Source organism: Schaalia georgiae DSM 6843 (assembly GCF_000429245.1).
GTDB classification, from domain to species: Bacteria; Actinomycetota; Actinomycetes; order Actinomycetales; family Actinomycetaceae; genus Pauljensenia; species Pauljensenia georgiae.
Genome location: NZ_KE386870.1, coordinates 372,126 through 389,341, shown reverse-complemented (window position 1 = coordinate 389,341; position 17,216 = coordinate 372,126). Strand labels below are relative to the sequence as shown.

The following is a 17,216-nucleotide window of genomic DNA, read 5'->3' as shown; positions in this document are numbered from 1 at the left end:
GATAGGGGCAAGCAGTTGATTGGACGGTGGTTGAGATGGTCGACGGGATACGGATCCGGACCCTGTTGAGCCCGGGTGTTCCGCGCGGACTGCGCGCTGAGATGTTCAAGCACCAGCAGGACCTCAACGCCATTGCCCAGGATCTGCAAACCGCGCGGGACATGGTTGAGGCCGGGGACCTGCAAGGGGCCACCGCCGACCGCCTCTTCGACGCGATGAGCGACAACACGGATAACGCCAAGACGCTGGTGGAGGCCGTAGAGTCCCTGGTCGAGGCCCTGGGAACCCTGGCGGACGCCCTGACCAGCACTGGCCTGTGGTTCGACAACCTCGCGGACGCTGCCGTCGCCGAGCACCTGGAGGTCACCGAGGACGAGATCGTGGTCCCCGCCGGCCCCACGAATCCCGCCTACGACGCCCAAGTGGAGGCCTACTCCCAATTCTGCGAGGAGTCCTACGAGATCTACGAGAAGGAACGCAAGGCCTACGAAGACTTCGAATCAGCCTGCCAGGGCATCGCAGGACCACTCGCATGGATCGCCGGTCAGCTCTTACCCAATGGGTCGTGGGAGGATGTCCCGAAGTGGCACGGTCTGATCGATAACACCACTTCCGTGATCATGTGGGGCGCGGTCTACAAAGCGAGAGGACGCTTCGCCCCCCGGTGGCCGGCGGGAGCGACGAATGCGATGGGGCAGAGCCTTAAAGGAAAGTTCAGGAACGTCCAGCAGATGGGGTGGTTCAGGCGCCACTGGGAGATGACCAAACACGAGAACTGGGTCTCCGGCTTCAAACAGGGCAACAAGCCCGCCGCAACCATCGGAAGAGCCGCACGACGATTCGGCAATCTCCTGGGCCGCGTCGGCATCGTGACCACACTCGCCGACGGCGCACTATCCGCCGTGGACCAGTGGAACAGTGACGCCCTCAACCCGCAGATCGGCACCGGCGAGCGCATCGCGCGCGCAACCACCACAGGAGCCGCAACAGCAGGCGGCGGATGGCTAGGCGCATGGGGCGGCGCCAAGGCCGGCGCCTTCATCGGCACCTTCGGAGGCCCCATCGGAATCGCCGCAGGAACCATCATCGGCGGAGTCATCGGAGGAATCGCAGGAAGCTCAATCGGATCAGCGGCTGCTGGCATTGCGAAGGGAGTACTGAACTGGCTATTCCACGGATAGAATACACTGCATCCCTTCACCATAATAACTACGGAGAACAATGAAACACTTGCTTCTAGTCATCTCTGGTTTTACACTCGGATCGTCCATGATATATTTCTGGTATTATGAAATGTTTTCCGACAACCCTATTGGCGAGTTTGGCCGCGCGTTCGACACCAACCGGGGGAAGAACTTCACTGCACTATCTCAACCTGCGGGCGGTTTGTTTTTTGTGTTTGGCGCCCTAGCATTAGTCGGCCCCATGATCGATCCCAACATCTTCAACTCACGCCATGGCCATAGTCCGTTCTGGAGCTATTGGACCGCCGTATTGGTGCTCCTCTCCATGCTTTTCATGTTCATCGCGTTAATCGGTATCATCCCGTTCTCTCTGCCTGAGTGGATGTATCCGGAGTACCATGCGGCGAAGCGTGAGGAGCAGCGCAGGCGGGAGGCCGCCGAGCGCGGGGAGATTGAGGACCGCAACCCGTTCTTGGACGACAACGGCGTGTACACCTCACAACTGGGAAACGTCCCCATCGACATCCCGGAAACAGTCGGCCTGCCCCCCACCGCGGATCCCTGCTCTCTCCAGGCCGCGCCCTCAGCAAAGGGTCCCCCACCCCTGCAGGGCGCGCCCGAAACAGGCATGTCTACGCTCCACGGCCCCGACGCCACCACCGGCTCCGACGCGAGCGCCGCCAATGCCTTCGATGTCACAGCCACTACCGCCGCACTGCCCCGCACCACTCCCCTCACCAGCCACGGCGCCCGACCCGCCCGTGCCTCGCGCGCCCGCAGGGGCCACGGCGGCGCGGCGACCACACCCACCGGAACCCAGGAGGACCCCAATGGGGACGCTTGACGACTACCTCCAGCAGGCGCGCGACGACGTCCGCCACGCGCAGAGCCAGGCGCAGGAAGTCGCGCAGTACTCCCAGCGCCTCAAACGGATACGGCAGACCGCCATCGACCCCACGCGCTCGGTCGCCGTCACCGTCGACGCCTCGGGCGCGCTCCTGGGCATCGAGACGCGCCTGGCGCCCCCGGCAGTCCTGGCCGCCATCGTCCAGACGTACCAGGCGGCCCGCAAACGCGCCAATTTCCTGCTCATCGACGAGGCGCGCAAGTCCTTCGGCGACGACTCGCGGATCGTGCGGCGCCTGGAGGACGACCTCGAGACCGTGGCCCCCTCCCGGGACCACCGGCCGTTCCAACCCGGCCGCTACCGCGCAGAAAGAGAGCGCCGCCGCGCAGAAAGGGAATCCTATGGATATTGAGATCGACACCGCTCTTGTGCGCCGCATCGGCGGGGAGAGCCAGCGGTGCTCCGACTCGCTCAACGCCGTGTCAGTGGCGGACGGCAGCGGCGGGCAGCTCGGCGGGGCCTACTCCTCCGTCATCGACCTCCTCCAAGCCGCAGTAGGCGAAGTGGCGAAGGCGACGGCACAGGCGGCCGAGAACGCCTCCCACGCCGCCGACCTCCACGACACGGTCGAAGAGCAGATCTCCGACTCCCTCTCCGCCATCCTCCCACAGCTCGACTGACCCCAGGAAGCACGCATGGACGACACCCGCCCCGCCATCGAGCACACCGGGCGGACCACCGCGGTCACCGCCTCCGACCGCTGGATCCGGCTCCCCCGCCCCGACGACCCCGACTTGACGCCCCCGATGCGCCTACTCGCCGACCAACTGCCGCCCGGCGTGCTCGACGACCCCCGCCTGGACCTCGTCCTCGCCAGGGCCGAGGGCACCGAGGAGTGGCACGACACCTTCACCACCGCGGTCGAGCCCTTCGGCCCCGGCGTCGGCGCCCAGCAATGGCAGCACCAGGTCACCAGCCTGTCGCTGCGGACGATCCCCGGGTACCAGATCGTCGACATGACGCCGTGGGCCACCGACGAGCAGGCCGGGCTGCTCACCACGGGCACGTACATCCTCGACACCATCTCCCTCACACTCACGCAGTGGACGTGGGTCGTCGAGGACGCCGACGGCGGTGGAAAGGGCATCACGGTGACCGCGATCTGCCCCACGCACCAGCTCGCCGACTCCTCCGCCGAGACCAACCCCATGTTCGAGAGCACAAGGGTCCTGTGATGCTGAGACTGCACACCGAAACACCCAACCCGTACTTCTCCATGAGCGGCGAGAAAGAACTCCTCGCCATCACCGCCTACGCGACGGGCGGGGCCGCCCACGACGATGCGGTGACCGCGCCCCTGCGCAAGTGCGGTGTCCTCACCGCAGCCGGGCTGGCGCCGCCCGCCGACTCGATCACCGCGGGGCTGGCGGGGGCGCGGCGGCGCGTCTACATGGCGACCATGAACGCCACCGACGGCAGGCAGTGCGACGCATACATCGCCCCCGGCGCCGTGACCATGGTGGACTACGGCACCAACGAGTACACCATGTGCGGACTCGACCACTGTGAACTGCCCATCGCCCTCCTCGCGTACACGGCGCTCAAAGCCCGGCCGGTGGAGCGCGAGGACCTGGGCCCCCTGCGCGCCCCCATCGAGTTCCTCGACTACCTCGACGCGGGCAAGCCGCACATGATCGCCCGCGTCCTGCGGCGCACCGGCATGGAGTACGCGCGCGAGCGCGGCGGGGGGATCCTGGGGACCCGCCACTCCACCCTGAGCCGCGCGATGGTCGAGGGCACGTGGGCGATCACCGTGGGCTTCCTCCACGAGATGGTGGACGGGCAGTGGCGGCAGACCGACAGCGTCCTCACCCTGGCCTCGCCGCACACCCTCTACGAGATCGTGCGCGACCAGGACGGGCGCCGGCCCTTCACCCGCTTCGACCCCATCACGGGAAGACTGGTCTGGATGGGCCTGGGCCAGTGGCTCGCCCCCGTCGGATGACGCGCGGCAGGCCCGCCGGCGCTACCGGTACTGCCCCGCCGCCGCCAGGACCAGGGCGAGTGCCACCGCCCCCGCCGTCGACGAGCGCAGCACAGTGGGCCCCACGCCCACCAGCACCGCCCCGGCGCCAGCCAGGGCCTCCGACTCCCCCGGGCTGATCCCGCCCTCGGGGCCGACGACCACCGCCACCCGCCCGGGCAACCGACCGCCGGGCGAGTCCGCGCACAGGCCTTCCAGCGCCGATCCGATCCCCTCACAGGCCTCCTCGTGGCAGACCAGCACCGCCCCGCCCGCCTCGACGAGGCGGCCCACCCATCCGAGCAGGCCGCGCGTGTCCATGGGCTCGCCGACCTCGGGGACGAAGGCGCGGCGCGCCTGCTTGGCGGCCGCCCTGGCCACCCCCTGCCATTTCGCGCGCCCCTTGAGGGCCCTGGGGCCGCTCCACCGCACGACCGCCCGCTCCGACGCCCACGGCACGACTGCGCTGACGCCGATCTGCGTGCACACGTCGATGGCCTGCTCGTCGTGGCCGCCCTTGGCGAGCGCCTGGACGAGGACGGTCCGCACGGCGGGCCCCGCCTCGTCGACCGCGCGCGCGACCACCAGGTCGAGCCCCGTTTTCGAGGCGCCGACGACCTCGCAGACCAACCGCCTGCCGCGCCCGTCGACCACGTCGATCCACTCCCCCGCCCCGATGCGGCGCACCTGGGCGGCGTGGCGGCCCTCGTCGCCGTCCAGGCGGGCCCGTGCCCCCGCCTCCAGTCCAGCGGGGTCGGCGGACAGGCCGTCGGAGAGGAAAACCGGCCGGGTCACGAGGCGCCGAAGGTGTCGCGCAGCTTGTCGAAGAACGACGTGTGCTGGCGGTGGGGCTCGACCCGCACCTCGCCGCGCGCGTCGGCCAGTTCCTCCAGCAGGCGCCGCGACTTGGAGTCGAGGCGCTTGGGGATCTCGACATCGACGTGGACGTGCAGGGCGCCGCGGCCCGCGCGCTGCAGTCGCCCGACCCCCAGGTCCTGCAGGACGATGTCGTCGCCCGGCTGGGTGCCCGCCTTGATGGTGACCCCCTTCACCCCGTCGAGTGTGGCCAGTTCGAACTCGGTGCCCAGGGCGGCGGTCGTCATCGGGATGGTGATCCACGTGTGCAGGTCGTCGCCACGCCGTTCGAACACCGGGTGCTTCTTCTCGTGGATCGCCAGGTACAGGTCGCCCCGTGGGCCGCCGCCGACCCCGACCTCGGACTCGCCCGAGACGCGCACCTGCATGCCCTCGCTGGCGCCCGCCGGGATGTTCACGGTGATCGTCCTTTGCGTGGGCACGCGCCCCTGGCCCGCGCAGTTGTGGCACGGCGAGGAGATGACATCGCCGTAGCCCTGGCAGGTGGGGCACGGGCTCTGCATCTGCATGCGCCCCAGGATGGAGTTCTGGACACGGGTGACGAACCCGGATCCGTGGCAGGAGCCGCACTGGGTGGGCGACGTGCCCGGCTCGCACATGGAGCCCCCGCACACGTCGCAGACCGCGTAGGTGGAGTACTCGACCTCCTTCTTCGCCCCGAAGGCCGCCTCCTCCAGCGTGATATCGACGTGGACCTGGCGGTCCCGGCCCGCGCGCACCCGCGACTGCGGGGTCGAGGCGCCGCCGAAGGCGCTGGAGAACCCGCCGCCGAACATCGACGAGAACGCCTCGGCGAAGGCGGACCCGAAATCGGCGCCGCCGCCCCCTGCGCCGCGCAGGGCGTCGGGCCCGCCGACGTCGTACATCTTGCGCTTGTCCGGGTCGGAAAGGGTCTCGTAGGCGACGGAGAGCTCCTTGAATGCCTCCTCGGAGTCGGGCCCGGCGTAGTCGGGGTGCAGCTGGCGCGCCAGTTTCCTGTACGCCTTCTTGATCTCCTCCGGGCTCGCGTCGCGCTGAACGCCCAGGACCTCGTAGTAGTCTCTCACCGGCTCACTCATTTCCTATTGATGTGGTGGTCTTCAGTCCCCGCGCGCCTCATGTGGCCAAGAAGCGCGAGAGGTAGGCTGCGACGGCGCGCACCGACGACATGGTCCGCGCGTAGTCCATGCGGGTGGGCCCCACGATCCCGAGGTGGGCGACGCCCTCCCCGGCGGTCTCCCCCGCGCGGTAGGTGCCCGTCACCACCGAGGCCTCGCTCAGCCCCTCGTGCGGGTTCTCAGCGCCGATGGTGACGTGGACGCCGCCGTCGGACTCGGCCTGGGCGAAGAGGCGCATGAGGACCATCTGCTCCTCCAGGGCGTCCAGGATGGGCGTGATGTCGTGGAAGTCGACGGCACCGCGCGCCAGGTTCGACACGCCGGATATGACGATCCTCGCCGACTCCTCGGGGGCCAGGAGCTCGGCGACCACGTCGGCCAGCACCCCGACCAGCGCACTGATCTCCGGGGGCGCGGCGGCCACCGCCTCGTCGCGCCCCGCATCGACGTCCCGCGAGGTCGCGGCGCCCATGTGGGCGCGCAGCAGCAGCCTCGCCGAGGCCACGTCGTCCCCGCTGACGGGGGCGGCCAGGGACAGGGAGCGCTCCACGACCTCGCCCTCGCCGGTGATGACGACCACGAGCAGGCGGGAGGGCGCCAGGTCGACGACCTCGAGGTGGCGCAGGGTGCGCACCGAGGTCGCCGGGTACTGGACGAGGGCGACCTGGCGGGTGAACTGGGCGAGCAGGCGAACAGTGCGCTCGACCACGTCATCGATGTCGGCGCTGTCGGACAGGAAACTCTCCACGGCCCGCCGCTCGGGGGCGGTCATCGGCTTGAGGGTGGCCAGGCGGTCCACGAACACCCGGTAGCCCCTGTCCGTGGGAACCCGTCCGGCGCTCGTGTGCGGCTGGTAGATGAGGCCCGCGTCCTCCAGGACCGCCATGTCGTTGCGGATCGTGGCGGAGGAGACGCCGAGGTCGTGGGACTGGGCGATGGCCTTGGAGCCGACGGGCTCGCGGGTGGCCACGTACTGCGTGACGATGGCGCGCAGCACGTCGAGGCGCCGGTCGTCCGCTGAGCTCCGGCTCATGGCGCTCCCTCCCCGCACTGTATTGGCACTCCGTGTCCCTGAGTGCCAATGCTACTCCCCGCCCCACTCCTGGGCACGCCCAGAGGGGCCGCTGCGCCGACAGCGAAGCCGGGCGCCCTCCCCGGCGTCCCGGTGGCCGCCCGCGCCCGTCGCGCCCTCGGGGCGGCGCCCAACACGTCGGGGAGACCGTATCGGCCGCCGCGCCCAGTGGGGCGTCAGTGGGTCCGGGAAAGCCACTCCCGCCTCGTCGCACCAGTGGGGTCCCCGGCTGCCACGACGCCCAGGTTGCCGGGAAGGCCGCTCCCGCCTCGGCGCACCAGTGGGGCGTCAGTGCGCCCAGGGGACTGTCACGAAGTCGATGAGTTCCTCGACGCGGCCAAGCAGCGCGGGCTCGAGGTCGCGGTAGTTGCGCACGGTGGACAGGATCCTGCGCCACCCCGCTGCGATGTCGGCCCGCGTGGCGTGCGGCCACCCCAGGTACTCGAGAGTCCCGTGCTTGATGTCGGTGCCCCTGGGGATCTGGGGCCACGCCTCCAGGCCGACGCGCCCGGGTTTGACGGCCTGCCAGATGTCGACGAAGGGGTGGCCGAGGACCAGCACCGACTCCCCCCACCGCTCCTGGACGGCGCGCGCGATGCGGGTCTCCTTCGACCCGGCCACCATGTGGTCCAGGAGGATCCCCGCGCGGGCGGTGTCGGTGGGGCCGAACTCCTCCAGAACCTCCTCCAGGTTGTCGGCGCCGTCGAGCAGTTGCACGACGATCCCCGCCTCCGCCAGGTCGTCGCCCCACACGTGCTGCACCAGTTCGGCGTCGTGCTTGCCCTCCACCCAGATGCGCGAGGCCTTGGCGACCCTGGGCGCGGACTTTGGGGCGGCAATGGACCCCGAGTTCGTCACCCTCCGCCCCCCGGGGGTGGTCAGCCCAGCCCGGAACCCCGCCTCCGCGGCGGCCCCGGCCGCCCGCGACGGGCCGTGGGCGGATGGAGGCAGGGGCGCGAGCGCGATGATCGGCTCCCCCTCCAGCCAGAAGCCGCCCCCGAGCGGGAAGGAACGGCGTCTGCCCCTGCGGTCCTCCAGTTCCACCAGGTGGACGCCGCCGGACTTCTCCACGCGGGTCACCGCCCCCACCCATCCGCTGCCCACGTCCTCCAGGACCATGCCGACCTCGACGTGGACCTTCCGGGACCTGGGGTTGGGTGCGCCGGGGGCGTCGCGGTGCGGGTCGTGGGCGAGGACGTCGGCGCCGTAGGGATCGATGGGGGTGAAAGCCACGCCCCCCACCCTACATTCCTGAAACGGGCTCCGCGGGGGCGGGCCAGGCGCCCTGCGCGATGCTGGTGATGAAGACGGCTGCCGCGACGGCCAGGCCCCACGAAACGAGGGAACCGATGAGGAACTCCTCCGCCTTCTCGCCGGTGTCGTCCTTGGAGACCTCCGGGAAGCGGATCACGCCCTTGGCTGCGATGATGGCGGCGATAGCGGCCTCGGGCCCCGAGGCCGCCATGAGCACGATGAGCAGGCGCTCCAGCGGCCCGATCCACCGCCCGCCTGACAGGCCGCGGCGGGCCGCGGGCGCACTGGCTCCCCCGTCCGCTTCCAGCACGTCGGCGGGTCCCGTGCCGCACACTCCACCGGGCTGGGCGCCACGGTGGGCGCGCAGTGGCTCCCCGCCCCCGCCCCTCGCGCACTGGAGGACGGCGGCCACCAGCCGGTTCGCGGGCACCGTCAGCAGGAACACCGCCGCGAAGGACGCCTCCAGGGGGCGGGCGGCATCCTGGGCGAACAGGGTGGATTCGTCGGAGAACAGGGGCATTATGCCCGCCTCCGTGGGCGTCAGGACCGCTATGACGGCGACTGCGACGGCCCACCGCACGACGATCCCCGCGGCCCGGGCGTCCGCCTCGGCCCACACGAACCAGGCCGCGCCGAATAGGGCGGGCAGGGCGCAGGCGAGCGCGGACAAGCCCAGGACGAGCGCCGCGTGCACGACGACGGCGGTGATGAGGACGGCGAACGCGGCGGCGCGCCACAGCCTCCGGGTGGTCACTAGGGCGGCCGCCTCGGCGGCCGCTATCGACAGGATGAGGGTCTCATACATGGTTGGCCTCCTGGATGAGTGCCGTCGATTGGAGCACGCCCGCTCCGGCGCCCCGGGCGAAGTCGGAGACGGCCTGTTGGGAGATCTTCTCGGCCCGGGCGATGGCGACCTGGGACTCCCCCATGGCCAGTGCCCCGGCGATACGGCGCTGGCGGGCGCTGAGGCGCCAGACGGCGTGGTCGCGCAGGGTGAGCAGGGCGTTGACGACGGCGTCCGCCGGCGCGCCCTCGGGGTCCGAGGCGTACCAGGTGCGCTGGAAGGGGCTGGCGCCATCCTGGTGGGCGTGGGCGCGGTCGATGGCGGCCCGGGCGGCCCACCAGGCGGAACCGTCCTGCAAGTAGTGGCCGTGCTCGTCGGCGCCCAGCGCGTCGAGCACCAGGATCTGGCCCTCGCCGATGCCGAAGCGCAGCGAAAGGCCGTCGGGCACCAGCAGGAGGACGCGGGCCGTGTAGACCAGGGCGTCAGCGAGGGTGCGCGTGGCGAGCTGGAACTCGTCGCCGATGGTGGCCCCGGGCTCTTGGAGGAGGTCGAGGCCCTGCGCGGCGCGGGCGAGGGTGGCCTCGAGGGCGCGTTGGGCGCTCGGCCTGTCGCTGAGGGCGCGCGAGCCGACGATGTCGGCGATGAGGGCGCATTGCGGGGTCATGGGTCCACACTATTACTTGTATCCACCCGATTACAAGCAGAATCGCGGAGCGGGTGGGCCCAGCGCGGGCGGGCGCCTCACGGCAGGGCGCGCACCCAGGCCCTCTCCTCGGGCGTGGTCCTGCGGCTCTCGAGGATCTTCCTCAGGGCGCGCCGCCGCACCGGGTCGGGCAGGCGCCCGGGCTCCGCCACGTAGGGGACGGCGTCCTCGCGGTGCGCTTCGAAGGCCGTCGCGAAGTACCAGGCGCACGCCATCTGCACGTAGTAGTCGTCCCAGTCGATGTCCGCCACCCAGTCGAGGTGGTCGGCGGCGTAGGCGCTGGTGCGCAACGCGCCCATCAGGACGCACACGCCCACGCGCACGGTGTACGCGTGGTCGGACCCGGCCCACCGGCGCGCGGCCGCGACGACGGCACCGGGGTGGGCGCCCATGCACGCCGGCTTCACGCTGTCGGCGACCATCCAGTTGTCGACGAGGGGCAGGAACTCCTCCATCTTCCGCTGCCACTGCGCGGGGTCGGCCTCGGTGTTGAGGCAGAGCATGTGCACGATATCGAGTTCGACGTAGGCGTGGGGGGCGCTGCGGAAGAACTCGTCGCTCCTGCCGGCGCGGCGCAGCGCCTGGGCCGCGCGCCGCATCTGCGCCATGGGCACACCCAGGAAGCGCTCGGCGTCCACGGTCGGGGTCAGCCGCGCGTTGAAAGCGGCGAGCTTGTCCGTGCGGGCCCCCTCCAGGGAACGCAGGACATCATCGGTGGCGCTCATGGCCCCAGTCTAGGCCGCCCGGGGCGGATCCGACAGGGCTCGTCCCTCGCTCTTCCCTGTGTCGCACACAAGGGCGGGAATTAGACAACACCGGACCGCACACAAGGGCTTGATTCCGCCCTTGTGTGCGGTGGGTGTTGCGTAAATCAGGGTCCTTGTGTGCGTAACCGGGAGGGGAGCCGGTCCGGAGTCCGGCCCTATTGCGGGCGGCAGCGCGCCCCAGGTGCGGGCACACCCTCAGTACCCCATGAGCTCGCGGGTCACATGGTCGGCGAGCAGCCGCCCCCGCAGGGTGAGCACGGCGCGTCCGGCGCGGGCCCGAGCAGCGTTGATGAGGCCGTCGGCGACGAGCCCCGCGACGCGCTCCCGCCCGGGCGCGCCCCCGGAGCCCGCGGGGGTGTCCGCGAGCGCCACGCCCTCGCCGGTGCGCACGGCCAGCATCACCCGTTCGAGGTCCCGCGTGGGCGCGTCCAGGGCCTCGCCGGAGTGGGCGGGCGAGAGCTCCCGGGCAAGGCGCGAGGCGTAGGCCGCGGGGTGCTTGACGTTCCACCACCTGAGGGCGCCGATGTGCGAGTGCGCGCCGGGGCCCAGCCCCCACCAGTCCCAGTCCCGCCAGTACGCCAGGTTGTGGCGCGAGGCGCGGGCGAGCGCCGTGGGCGCCAGGCCTCCCCGGTCCAGGGCCCCCGCCTCGTCGGGCCCGACGAGGGCGAAGTTGGAGATCTCGTACCAGCGGTAGCCCGCCGCGGACAGGACCGCGTCGGCCTCCTCGTACTTCGTGGCCTCGTCGTCGGGGTCGGGGGCGGGTAGTTCGCCGCGCGCCACCTGGGCGCCCATCCGCGTCCCCTCCTCGACGACCAGGGCGTAGGCGCTGATGTGGTCGGGGCGCATCCGGGTGGCGGCCAGCAGGGAGGCGCGCCAGTCGTCCAGGGTCTCGCCCGGGCACCCGTAGATGAGGTCCACGGACACGTCGAGCCCCGCCTCGCGGGCCCATGCCACGGCCTCGGGGACGCGCTCGGGGGCGTGGGTGCGGTCGAGGGCCGCCAGGACGCGGGGCACGGCGGACTGCATGCCGAAGGAGACGCGCGTGAAGCCCGCGTCCGCGAGCCCGGCCAGCCCATGGGCGCTGACGGTGTCGGGGTTGGCCTCGAGTGTGACCTCGGCGCCCGGGGCGATGCCGATGCGCTCGCGCAGGCCGTCGAGGGCTCGGGCCAGTTCGTCCGGGGCCAGCATCGTGGGGGTGCCTCCCCCGAAGAACACCGTGGAGGCGGGGCGGGGGCCGATCCCCGCGTCGTCGAGGACGCGGGCGGCCAGGGCGGCCTCGGCCAGGACGGAGCCGGCGTAGGTGTCCAGGTCGGCTCCCGCGCCGAATTGGGCGGTGTAGGTGTTGAAGTCGCAGTACCCGCAGCGCACCCGGCAGAAGGGGACGTGCACGTAGAGGGAGAGGGGGCGCCCGGCGTCCTTCTCGACGAGGCGGGGGTCGAGCGCGCCGTCTGCGGGCCATGGGGCGCCGTCGGGCAGGGCGGGGCTCATGGGTGCTCCTCCGCGCGGGCCTCAGGCGCGCGGGACGCGCACGCCCACGATGTCGTGCGCCCTCCTGCCCGCGTCCAGGCCGCGCGTCTCGAAGTGGGTGATGATCCGTCCCTCGTAGCGGGGCGCGAAACCGCCGCGGTCCGGGCGGGGGTCGGCCGGGTCGGGGCGCTCGCCGGCGTGGGGGTTTTCCAGCAGAGGGCACGCCTCGACGACATCGCGCATCTGCCAGGCGTAGTCGTCCCAGTCGGTGGCCATGCGCCATGCGCCCCCGTCCTCCAGCAGACGCGCCACCTCCAGGGCGAAGGCGTCGCTCACGAGGCGGCGCTTGCGGTGGCGGGCCTTGCGCCACGGGTCCGGGAAGAAGGTCCACACTTCGCGCGCGGTGGCCTCGCCCAGCAGGTGCGGCAGGGCCTGGGCGGCGTCCGCCTCCAGGACCCGGATGTTCTCGACGCCCGCGCCCGCGGCCTTCGACAGCAGTTTCGCGATGCCGGGGACCCACACCTCCAGGGCGAGGTAGTCCCGGTCGGGGTGGGCGGCGGCCGCGGCGACCAGTTGCTCGCCTGTGCCCGATCCGATCTCGATGGTCAGGGGCGCGCGGCGCCCGAAGACCTCCACGGGGTCCAGGGCGAAGTCCTCCGCGACCGTCGTGCGGCCCACGCCGCGCCTGGGCTCGATGACGTAGCGGGGGGCCACAGCCTCCCACGTGCGCCGCAGGTTCGGGGGGAGTTCCCGCGACCGCCTCGTGAAGGACTTGGTGCGCGCCATGAAGACCCCGCCCTCCTGGCCGGGGCGGCGGCGCGGGGAGGCCCCGGGGGCAGGGGCACGCGGGACGCCGGGGACCGGCCCGACGGCCCCGGAGGCGCGGGAGTGCGGGGCCCCGGCGCTCACTTCTTCCCCGTGGGCACGTCGGAGGTGAGGGCGGCGATGAACGCTTCCTGGGGGACGTCGACGCGGCCGATGGACTTCATGCGCTTCTTGCCCTCCTTCTGCTTCTCCAGCAGCTTGCGCTTACGCGTGATGTCGCCGCCGTAGCACTTGGCCAGCATGTCCTTGCGCAGCGCCTTGATGGTCTCGCGGGCGATGACCCGGGCCCCCACGGCCGCCTGGACGGGGATCTCGAACTGCTGGCGGGGGATGAGTTCTTTGAGGCGCTTCGTCATGCGCTGCCCGTAGGCGTAAGCGCCGTCACGGTGGACGATGGCGCTGAAGGCGTCCACGCGGTCGCCGTTGAGCAGGATATCGACCTTGACCAGGTCGGCCACCTGCGATCCCGACTCCTGGTAGTCCAGGGACGCGTAGCCCCGGGTGCGGGACTTGAGCTGGTCGAAGAAGTCGAAGACGATCTCGGCCAGGGGGAGGCGGTAGTGCAGTTCGACGCGCTCCTCGCTCAGGTAGTCCATGCCCTTCATGGTGCCGCGGCGGTCCTGGCACAGTTCCATGACGGTGCCGGTGAACTCCGTGGGTGTCAGGATGGTCGCGGTGACGACCGGCTCGTGGACCTCGGAGATCTTGCCCTCGGGGAACTCCGAGGGGTTGTCGACACAGACCTCGGTGCCGTCCTCGGCGACCACCGTGTAGACGACGTTGGGGGCCGTGGCGATCAGGTCGAGGCCGAACTCGCGCTCGAGGCGCTCGCGAATGATCTCCAGGTGCAGCAAGCCCAGGAAGCCGCAGCGGAACCCGAATCCGAGGGCGGCGGAGGACTCCGGTTCGAAGGTGAGGGCGGCGTCGTTGAGCTGGAGGCGCTCCAGGGCGTCGCGCAGGTCCGGGAAGTCCGAACCGTCCACCGGGTAGATGCCGGAGAACACCATGGGGTTGGGGTCGCGGTAGCCGTCGAGCGCCTGCTGGGCGCCTTTGACGGCCGAGGTGACGGTGTCCCCCACCCGGGACTGGCGCACGTCCTTCACGCCGGTGATGAGGTAGCCGACCTCGCCCGCGCCGATGCCTTCGCAGGGCGTGGGCTCGGGCGAGATGACGCCGATCTCCAGCAGTTCGTGGGTGGCGCCCGTCGACATCATGCGCACGCGCTGGCGGGTCCCCAGGGAGCCGTCGACGACGCGCACGTAGGTGACGACGCCCCTGTACGTGTCGTACACGGAGTCGAAGATCATGGCCCGCGTCGGTGCATCGGGGTCGCCCACGGGGGCGGGGACGACCTCGACGATGCGGTCGAGCAGTGCTTCCACGCCCTCACCGGTCTTGCCCGACACCAGCAGCACCTCGTCCTGGTCGACGCCGATGAGTTGGGCGACCTCGTGGGCGTACTTCTCGGGCTGGGCGCCGGGCAGGTCGATCTTGTTGAGGACGGGGATGATGGCGAGGTCGTTCTCCAGGGCCAGGTAGAGGTTCGCCAGGGTCTGGGCCTCGATGCCCTGGGCCGCGTCGATGAGCAGGACGGCGCCCTCGCACGCCGCCAGGGAGCGAGACACCTCGTAGGTGAAGTCCACGTGGCCGGGCGTGTCGATCATGTTGAGCGCGTAGGGCTGGTCGTCCACCGCCCACGGCATGCGCACAGCCTGGGACTTGATGGTGATGCCCCGTTCGCGCTCGATGTCCATCCGGTCCAGGTACTGGTCGCGCATCTCGCGTTGGGCGACGACCCCGGTGAGCTGCAGCATGCGGTCGGCCAGGGTCGACTTCCCGTGGTCGATGTGCGCGATGATGCAGAAGTTGCGGATGCGGCTGGCATCGGTGCGGGCGGGGCGGATGAGGGCCTCGAGGGCGGGCGTGGGGATGGGCACGTGTACCTCCGTCAGAATCTCCTCCTCATGGTCGCATCTGCCCCCCGGATCCGCTAATCGGAGGACTGCCGGGTCGCGCACACGCCGCGGCGCGCCCCGCAGGGCACGAAGCGCGGCCGTCCAGCCCCCGAGCGGGCGGAGGGCGCCTGGGCACCACACCACGGGCGGCAGCCCGGAGCCTGCCCACCACGTCGGCCGCGTTCATCAGCCCAGTCCCAGCGGGGCGGCAACCCACTACCAGCGGACTCCAGTGCCCGGCGGCTGCGCCGACGGCGGCCCTATCGGCGGGCGGCGCGGCGGCAGTCATCGACGAACGCCTCGACCGAGGCGCGCTCGTCCGGGCCCCATTCGGCGGGCAGTGCCGACGCCGCCGTCTCGGCCCAACGCAGGGCCTCGTCCCACTTCTCCATCGCGTACTGCGCGCCCGCCAGGGTCAGACGGCACTCGGCGGTGAAGGCGTCGTCCTCGCCCAAGTGGGTGCGGGCGTCCTTGGCCAGGACCATCCACAATCCGATGGCGCGCTCGCGCTCGCCCGCCAGCCACCAGTTCCGGGCGATGGCGTCGCGCACCCGCAGTATCCGCCAGTCGCCGCTGGCCCACATGCCCGCCATCACGTCGATGTTCGCCTCGTAAAGGCGGGTCGACTCCTCGAAGCAGCCGTCGGCGCTCAGGGCCTCGGCCAGGTTGTCGCGGGCAGTGAGCAGCAGGACGTCATCGGGGGAGGCCGCGGCCTCCATGTCGGCGAGCACGCCGCGGTACACGCGGGCCGCGCGGTCCCACCTGCCCGCGCTCTTGTGCGGCATGGCCGAGTTGTTGCGGGCGGCGAAAGCGAGTTCGCTGTCGCGCCCGAGGACGCGCTCGATGTCGGCGATCAAAGCGGGGAACCGGTCCGACGCCGCGTCGGAGAAGCCGAGGACGCACATCCAGTACGCCTCGGAGTTGCGCAGCACCAGCACGGCGGGGTCGTCGGCCCCCAGCTCCGCGGCGCCGAGGGCGATCCCGGCGCTGGCGAGGCGTTTGCACTCCGTGTAGTCGCCGTACTCCGCGCACCAGTCGATTCGGGTCTTGTACGCGGCCAGGCGCACCCCCATGGGGAGCCCGGCGTTGTGCATGAGCGCGCCGCACGCCGCCACCGCGCGCTCGTAGCCCTCGGTCGCGTCCTGGAAACTGACGGGGGTGGTCATCGGATCCTCCTTCTGCCCGGCTTCCGCGTTCCCCGCGCCGTGCGGGCCGGGCCGGTGCTCCCAGGATCCGCGCGCACCACTCCCCCAGTCACCTCGCGCGCCCGCGCCTGTGGAAGGGGGAACGGCGTGCGGCCCGCCTGTGGACGGGAGCGGGTCGCACCCCCTGTGGACGGGGGCGACCATGACCACTTCGATCGCGGTGACCGCTTCGGCGCGCCCCTCTGTGGACTAGGGGCGGCCACTAGAGGGAAGCGCTGTACGCACCCCCCTGTGGACCGCCGCCGTCCAGCTCCGGGCGAGGGCGGCGAGGCGGGGGCACACGGCCCGCGGACCGCCGACCTCCTGCCCACCGGCACGCGGCCCGCCGCCCACCGGGCGCCGGTAGGATGGGCCCCATGGCCCCACCCCTCGAATCCGTCGTCCAAGCGGCGGTCTCATTGATCACAGGACTGTTCCGGAGCGGCCCCAGTGCTCAGGGAGCCCCCTCTGCCCCGGAGTCAGCCGAGTCGGCGCCCGGGCGCGCCCCTTCCACCCCCGCCGCATCCGGGCGTCCCTCCGGGTCGAGCCACAGGCCGCGCACTGGGGCCGGCCCGCGCCAGGAGACAGGGGCCGGCCCAGGCGGATCCCACCGCACCGGATCCGGGGCCCACGACGCCTCCGGTCAGCCCCGGCCCTCCACCTCGATCCGCGAGGCGCCCGTCGCCGACGCCCTCGCCCACGCCTCGTACACCCCCGTCATGGACGGGGACGCCGATCCCGGGGAAGTGGTGTGGACGTGGGTCCCCTACCAGGAGGACGCCAGCGTCGGCAAGGACAGGCCCGTCGTCGTCATCGGTTCGGACGGCCCCGGGGTGTATGTGGTGCAGTTGACGTCGAAGGACCACGCCCTGGATGCCGAGCAGGAGGCGCGCAATGGCAGGTTCTGGCTGGACATCGGCTCTGGGGCCTGGGATCCCAAGGGTCGCCCCTCCCAAGTCCGCCTCGACCGCGCCCTATGGGTCCTGTCTACGGACGTGCGCCGGGAGGGCGCGGTCCTGCCCCGCGCCACGTGGCAGCGCATCGTCGACGCCATCGACCGCCACCACCGCGCCCACTGACCGGGCGGCGGGGTGGGCGCCAGGCGGCTTGCCGGGAGCCAGCCGACTGTCCGGGCGCCGAGCGGCTGTGCCGGCCCGGCCCCAAGGCCCCGCCGCAGC

At 71.5% G+C, this 17,216-nt stretch carries 18 protein-coding genes; 7 read left to right on the top strand and 11 right to left on the bottom strand.

Annotation, left to right across the window (positions count from 1 at the left end):
- Window positions 1-26 precede the first annotated feature (26 nt).
- The 6 genes from G447_RS0110190 to G447_RS0110165 all read left to right on the top strand — a co-directional run bounded on the left by G447_RS0110190 (window position 27) and on the right by G447_RS0110165 (window position 4,036).
- Entirely contained in the window at window positions 27-1,181 is a 1,155-nt protein-coding gene (locus G447_RS0110190; protein ID WP_131295752.1) for a hypothetical protein, read from the top strand.
- Window positions 1,182-1,269: 88 nt separating this feature from the next.
- Window positions 1,270-2,028: a hypothetical protein gene (locus G447_RS12710; protein WP_243442363.1), complete on the top strand. Its 759-nt coding sequence runs from the start codon at window positions 1,270-1,272 to the stop codon at window positions 2,026-2,028.
- A complete protein-coding gene (locus G447_RS0110180) occupies window positions 2,015-2,443 on the top strand; it encodes a hypothetical protein (RefSeq protein WP_026430974.1) in 429 nt (142 codons plus the stop codon). Before G447_RS12710 ends, G447_RS0110180 begins: the two co-directional genes overlap by 14 nt.
- Window positions 2,433-2,711 (top strand): hypothetical protein, encoded by a 279-nt coding sequence (locus G447_RS0110175; RefSeq protein WP_026430973.1) that lies wholly within the window; start codon window positions 2,433-2,435, stop codon window positions 2,709-2,711. The genes G447_RS0110180 and G447_RS0110175 overlap by 11 nt, the downstream gene beginning before the upstream one ends.
- Before the next feature lie 15 nt (window positions 2,712-2,726).
- Entirely contained in the window at window positions 2,727-3,266 is a 540-nt protein-coding gene (locus tag G447_RS0110170; RefSeq protein ID WP_026430972.1) for a hypothetical protein, read from the top strand.
- The gene (locus G447_RS0110165; protein WP_026430971.1) at window positions 3,266-4,036 is read left to right on the top strand and encodes a hypothetical protein; all 771 of its coding nucleotides are present in this window, start codon (window positions 3,266-3,268) and stop codon (window positions 4,034-4,036) included. The genes G447_RS0110170 and G447_RS0110165 overlap by 1 nt, the downstream gene beginning before the upstream one ends.
- 21 nt (window positions 4,037-4,057) lie before the next feature.
- Here the strand turns inward: G447_RS0110165 and G447_RS0110160 are convergent, their stop codons facing one another.
- From G447_RS0110160 to G447_RS0110110, 11 genes are all read right to left on the bottom strand, one after another.
- Window positions 4,058-4,849: a 16S rRNA (uracil(1498)-N(3))-methyltransferase gene (locus tag G447_RS0110160; protein WP_026430970.1), complete on the bottom strand. Its 792-nt coding sequence runs from the start codon at window positions 4,847-4,849 to the stop codon at window positions 4,058-4,060.
- Window positions 4,846-5,976: a molecular chaperone DnaJ gene (gene dnaJ, locus G447_RS0110155; protein ID WP_026430969.1), complete on the bottom strand. Its 1,131-nt coding sequence runs from the start codon at window positions 5,974-5,976 to the stop codon at window positions 4,846-4,848. The genes G447_RS0110160 and dnaJ overlap by 4 nt, the downstream gene beginning before the upstream one ends.
- 49 nt (window positions 5,977-6,025) lie before the next feature.
- A complete protein-coding gene (hrcA, locus tag G447_RS0110150; protein WP_026430968.1) occupies window positions 6,026-7,060 on the bottom strand; it encodes a heat-inducible transcriptional repressor HrcA in 1,035 nt (344 codons plus the stop codon).
- A 327-nt stretch (window positions 7,061-7,387) separates the two neighbouring features.
- Window positions 7,388-8,218: a DUF3097 family protein gene (locus G447_RS0110145; protein ID WP_424133807.1), complete on the bottom strand. Its 831-nt coding sequence runs from the start codon at window positions 8,216-8,218 to the stop codon at window positions 7,388-7,390.
- A gap of 124 nt (window positions 8,219-8,342) precedes the next feature.
- On the bottom strand, window positions 8,343-9,158 hold the full coding sequence (locus tag G447_RS11805) for a hypothetical protein (RefSeq protein WP_051226320.1): 816 nt from the start codon (window positions 9,156-9,158) through the stop codon (window positions 8,343-8,345).
- On the bottom strand, window positions 9,151-9,801 hold the full coding sequence (locus G447_RS0110135) for a SatD family protein (RefSeq protein WP_005871004.1): 651 nt from the start codon (window positions 9,799-9,801) through the stop codon (window positions 9,151-9,153). The genes G447_RS11805 and G447_RS0110135 overlap by 8 nt, the downstream gene beginning before the upstream one ends.
- Before the next feature lie 77 nt (window positions 9,802-9,878).
- Complete coding sequence (locus G447_RS0110130; RefSeq protein WP_026430967.1) at window positions 9,879-10,565, bottom strand: DNA alkylation repair protein; 687 nt, start codon at window positions 10,563-10,565, stop codon at window positions 9,879-9,881.
- Window positions 10,566-10,802: 237 nt separating this feature from the next.
- A complete protein-coding gene (locus G447_RS0110125) occupies window positions 10,803-12,095 on the bottom strand; it encodes a coproporphyrinogen-III oxidase family protein (RefSeq protein ID WP_026430966.1) in 1,293 nt (430 codons plus the stop codon).
- Window positions 12,096-12,116: 21 nt separating this feature from the next.
- Window positions 12,117-12,860: a tRNA (guanosine(46)-N7)-methyltransferase TrmB gene (gene trmB / locus G447_RS0110120; protein WP_051025715.1), complete on the bottom strand. Its 744-nt coding sequence runs from the start codon at window positions 12,858-12,860 to the stop codon at window positions 12,117-12,119.
- A gap of 119 nt (window positions 12,861-12,979) precedes the next feature.
- Complete coding sequence (lepA, locus tag G447_RS0110115) at window positions 12,980-14,836, bottom strand: translation elongation factor 4 (protein WP_026430964.1); 1,857 nt, start codon at window positions 14,834-14,836, stop codon at window positions 12,980-12,982.
- Between the two features lie 278 nt (window positions 14,837-15,114).
- Window positions 15,115-16,020 (bottom strand): hypothetical protein, encoded by a 906-nt coding sequence (locus tag G447_RS0110110; protein ID WP_026430963.1) that lies wholly within the window; start codon window positions 16,018-16,020, stop codon window positions 15,115-15,117.
- Between the two features lie 395 nt (window positions 16,021-16,415).
- Between G447_RS0110110 and G447_RS0110105 the strand changes: the two genes are divergently transcribed.
- Window positions 16,416-17,117: a type II toxin-antitoxin system PemK/MazF family toxin gene (locus G447_RS0110105; RefSeq protein WP_026430962.1), complete on the top strand. Its 702-nt coding sequence runs from the start codon at window positions 16,416-16,418 to the stop codon at window positions 17,115-17,117.
- The last annotated feature ends 99 nt before the right edge of the window (window positions 17,118-17,216 follow it).

What these genes read in the sequence shown, in the direction of transcription:
- G447_RS12710 (WP_243442363.1), top strand. Translation starts at nt 1,270, where the DNA reads ATGATATATTTCTGGTATTATGAAATGTTTTCCGACAACCCTATTGGC.
- G447_RS0110180 (WP_026430974.1), top strand. Translation starts at nt 2,015, where the DNA reads ATGGGGACGCTTGACGACTACCTCCAGCAGGCGCGCGACGACGTCCGC.
- G447_RS0110175 (WP_026430973.1), top strand. Translation starts at nt 2,433, where the DNA reads ATGGATATTGAGATCGACACCGCTCTTGTGCGCCGCATCGGCGGGGAG.
- G447_RS0110170 (WP_026430972.1), top strand. Translation starts at nt 2,727, where the DNA reads ATGGACGACACCCGCCCCGCCATCGAGCACACCGGGCGGACCACCGCG.
- G447_RS0110165 (WP_026430971.1), top strand. Translation starts at nt 3,266, where the DNA reads ATGCTGAGACTGCACACCGAAACACCCAACCCGTACTTCTCCATGAGC.
- hrcA (WP_026430968.1), bottom strand. Translation starts at nt 7,060, where the DNA reads ATGAGCCGGAGCTCAGCGGACGACCGGCGCCTCGACGTGCTGCGCGCC.
- G447_RS0110145 (WP_424133807.1), bottom strand. Translation starts at nt 8,218, where the DNA reads ATGGTCCTGGAGGACGTGGGCAGCGGATGGGTGGGGGCGGTGACCCGC.
- G447_RS11805 (WP_051226320.1), bottom strand. Translation starts at nt 9,158, where the DNA reads ATGTATGAGACCCTCATCCTGTCGATAGCGGCCGCCGAGGCGGCCGCC.
- G447_RS0110135 (WP_005871004.1), bottom strand. Translation starts at nt 9,801, where the DNA reads ATGACCCCGCAATGCGCCCTCATCGCCGACATCGTCGGCTCGCGCGCC.
- G447_RS0110130 (WP_026430967.1), bottom strand. Translation starts at nt 10,565, where the DNA reads ATGAGCGCCACCGATGATGTCCTGCGTTCCCTGGAGGGGGCCCGCACG.
- G447_RS0110125 (WP_026430966.1), bottom strand. Translation starts at nt 12,095, where the DNA reads ATGAGCCCCGCCCTGCCCGACGGCGCCCCATGGCCCGCAGACGGCGCG.
- trmB (WP_051025715.1), bottom strand. Translation starts at nt 12,860, where the DNA reads ATGGCGCGCACCAAGTCCTTCACGAGGCGGTCGCGGGAACTCCCCCCG.
- G447_RS0110110 (WP_026430963.1), bottom strand. Translation starts at nt 16,020, where the DNA reads ATGACCACCCCCGTCAGTTTCCAGGACGCGACCGAGGGCTACGAGCGC.
- G447_RS0110105 (WP_026430962.1), top strand. Translation starts at nt 16,416, where the DNA reads ATGGCCCCACCCCTCGAATCCGTCGTCCAAGCGGCGGTCTCATTGATC.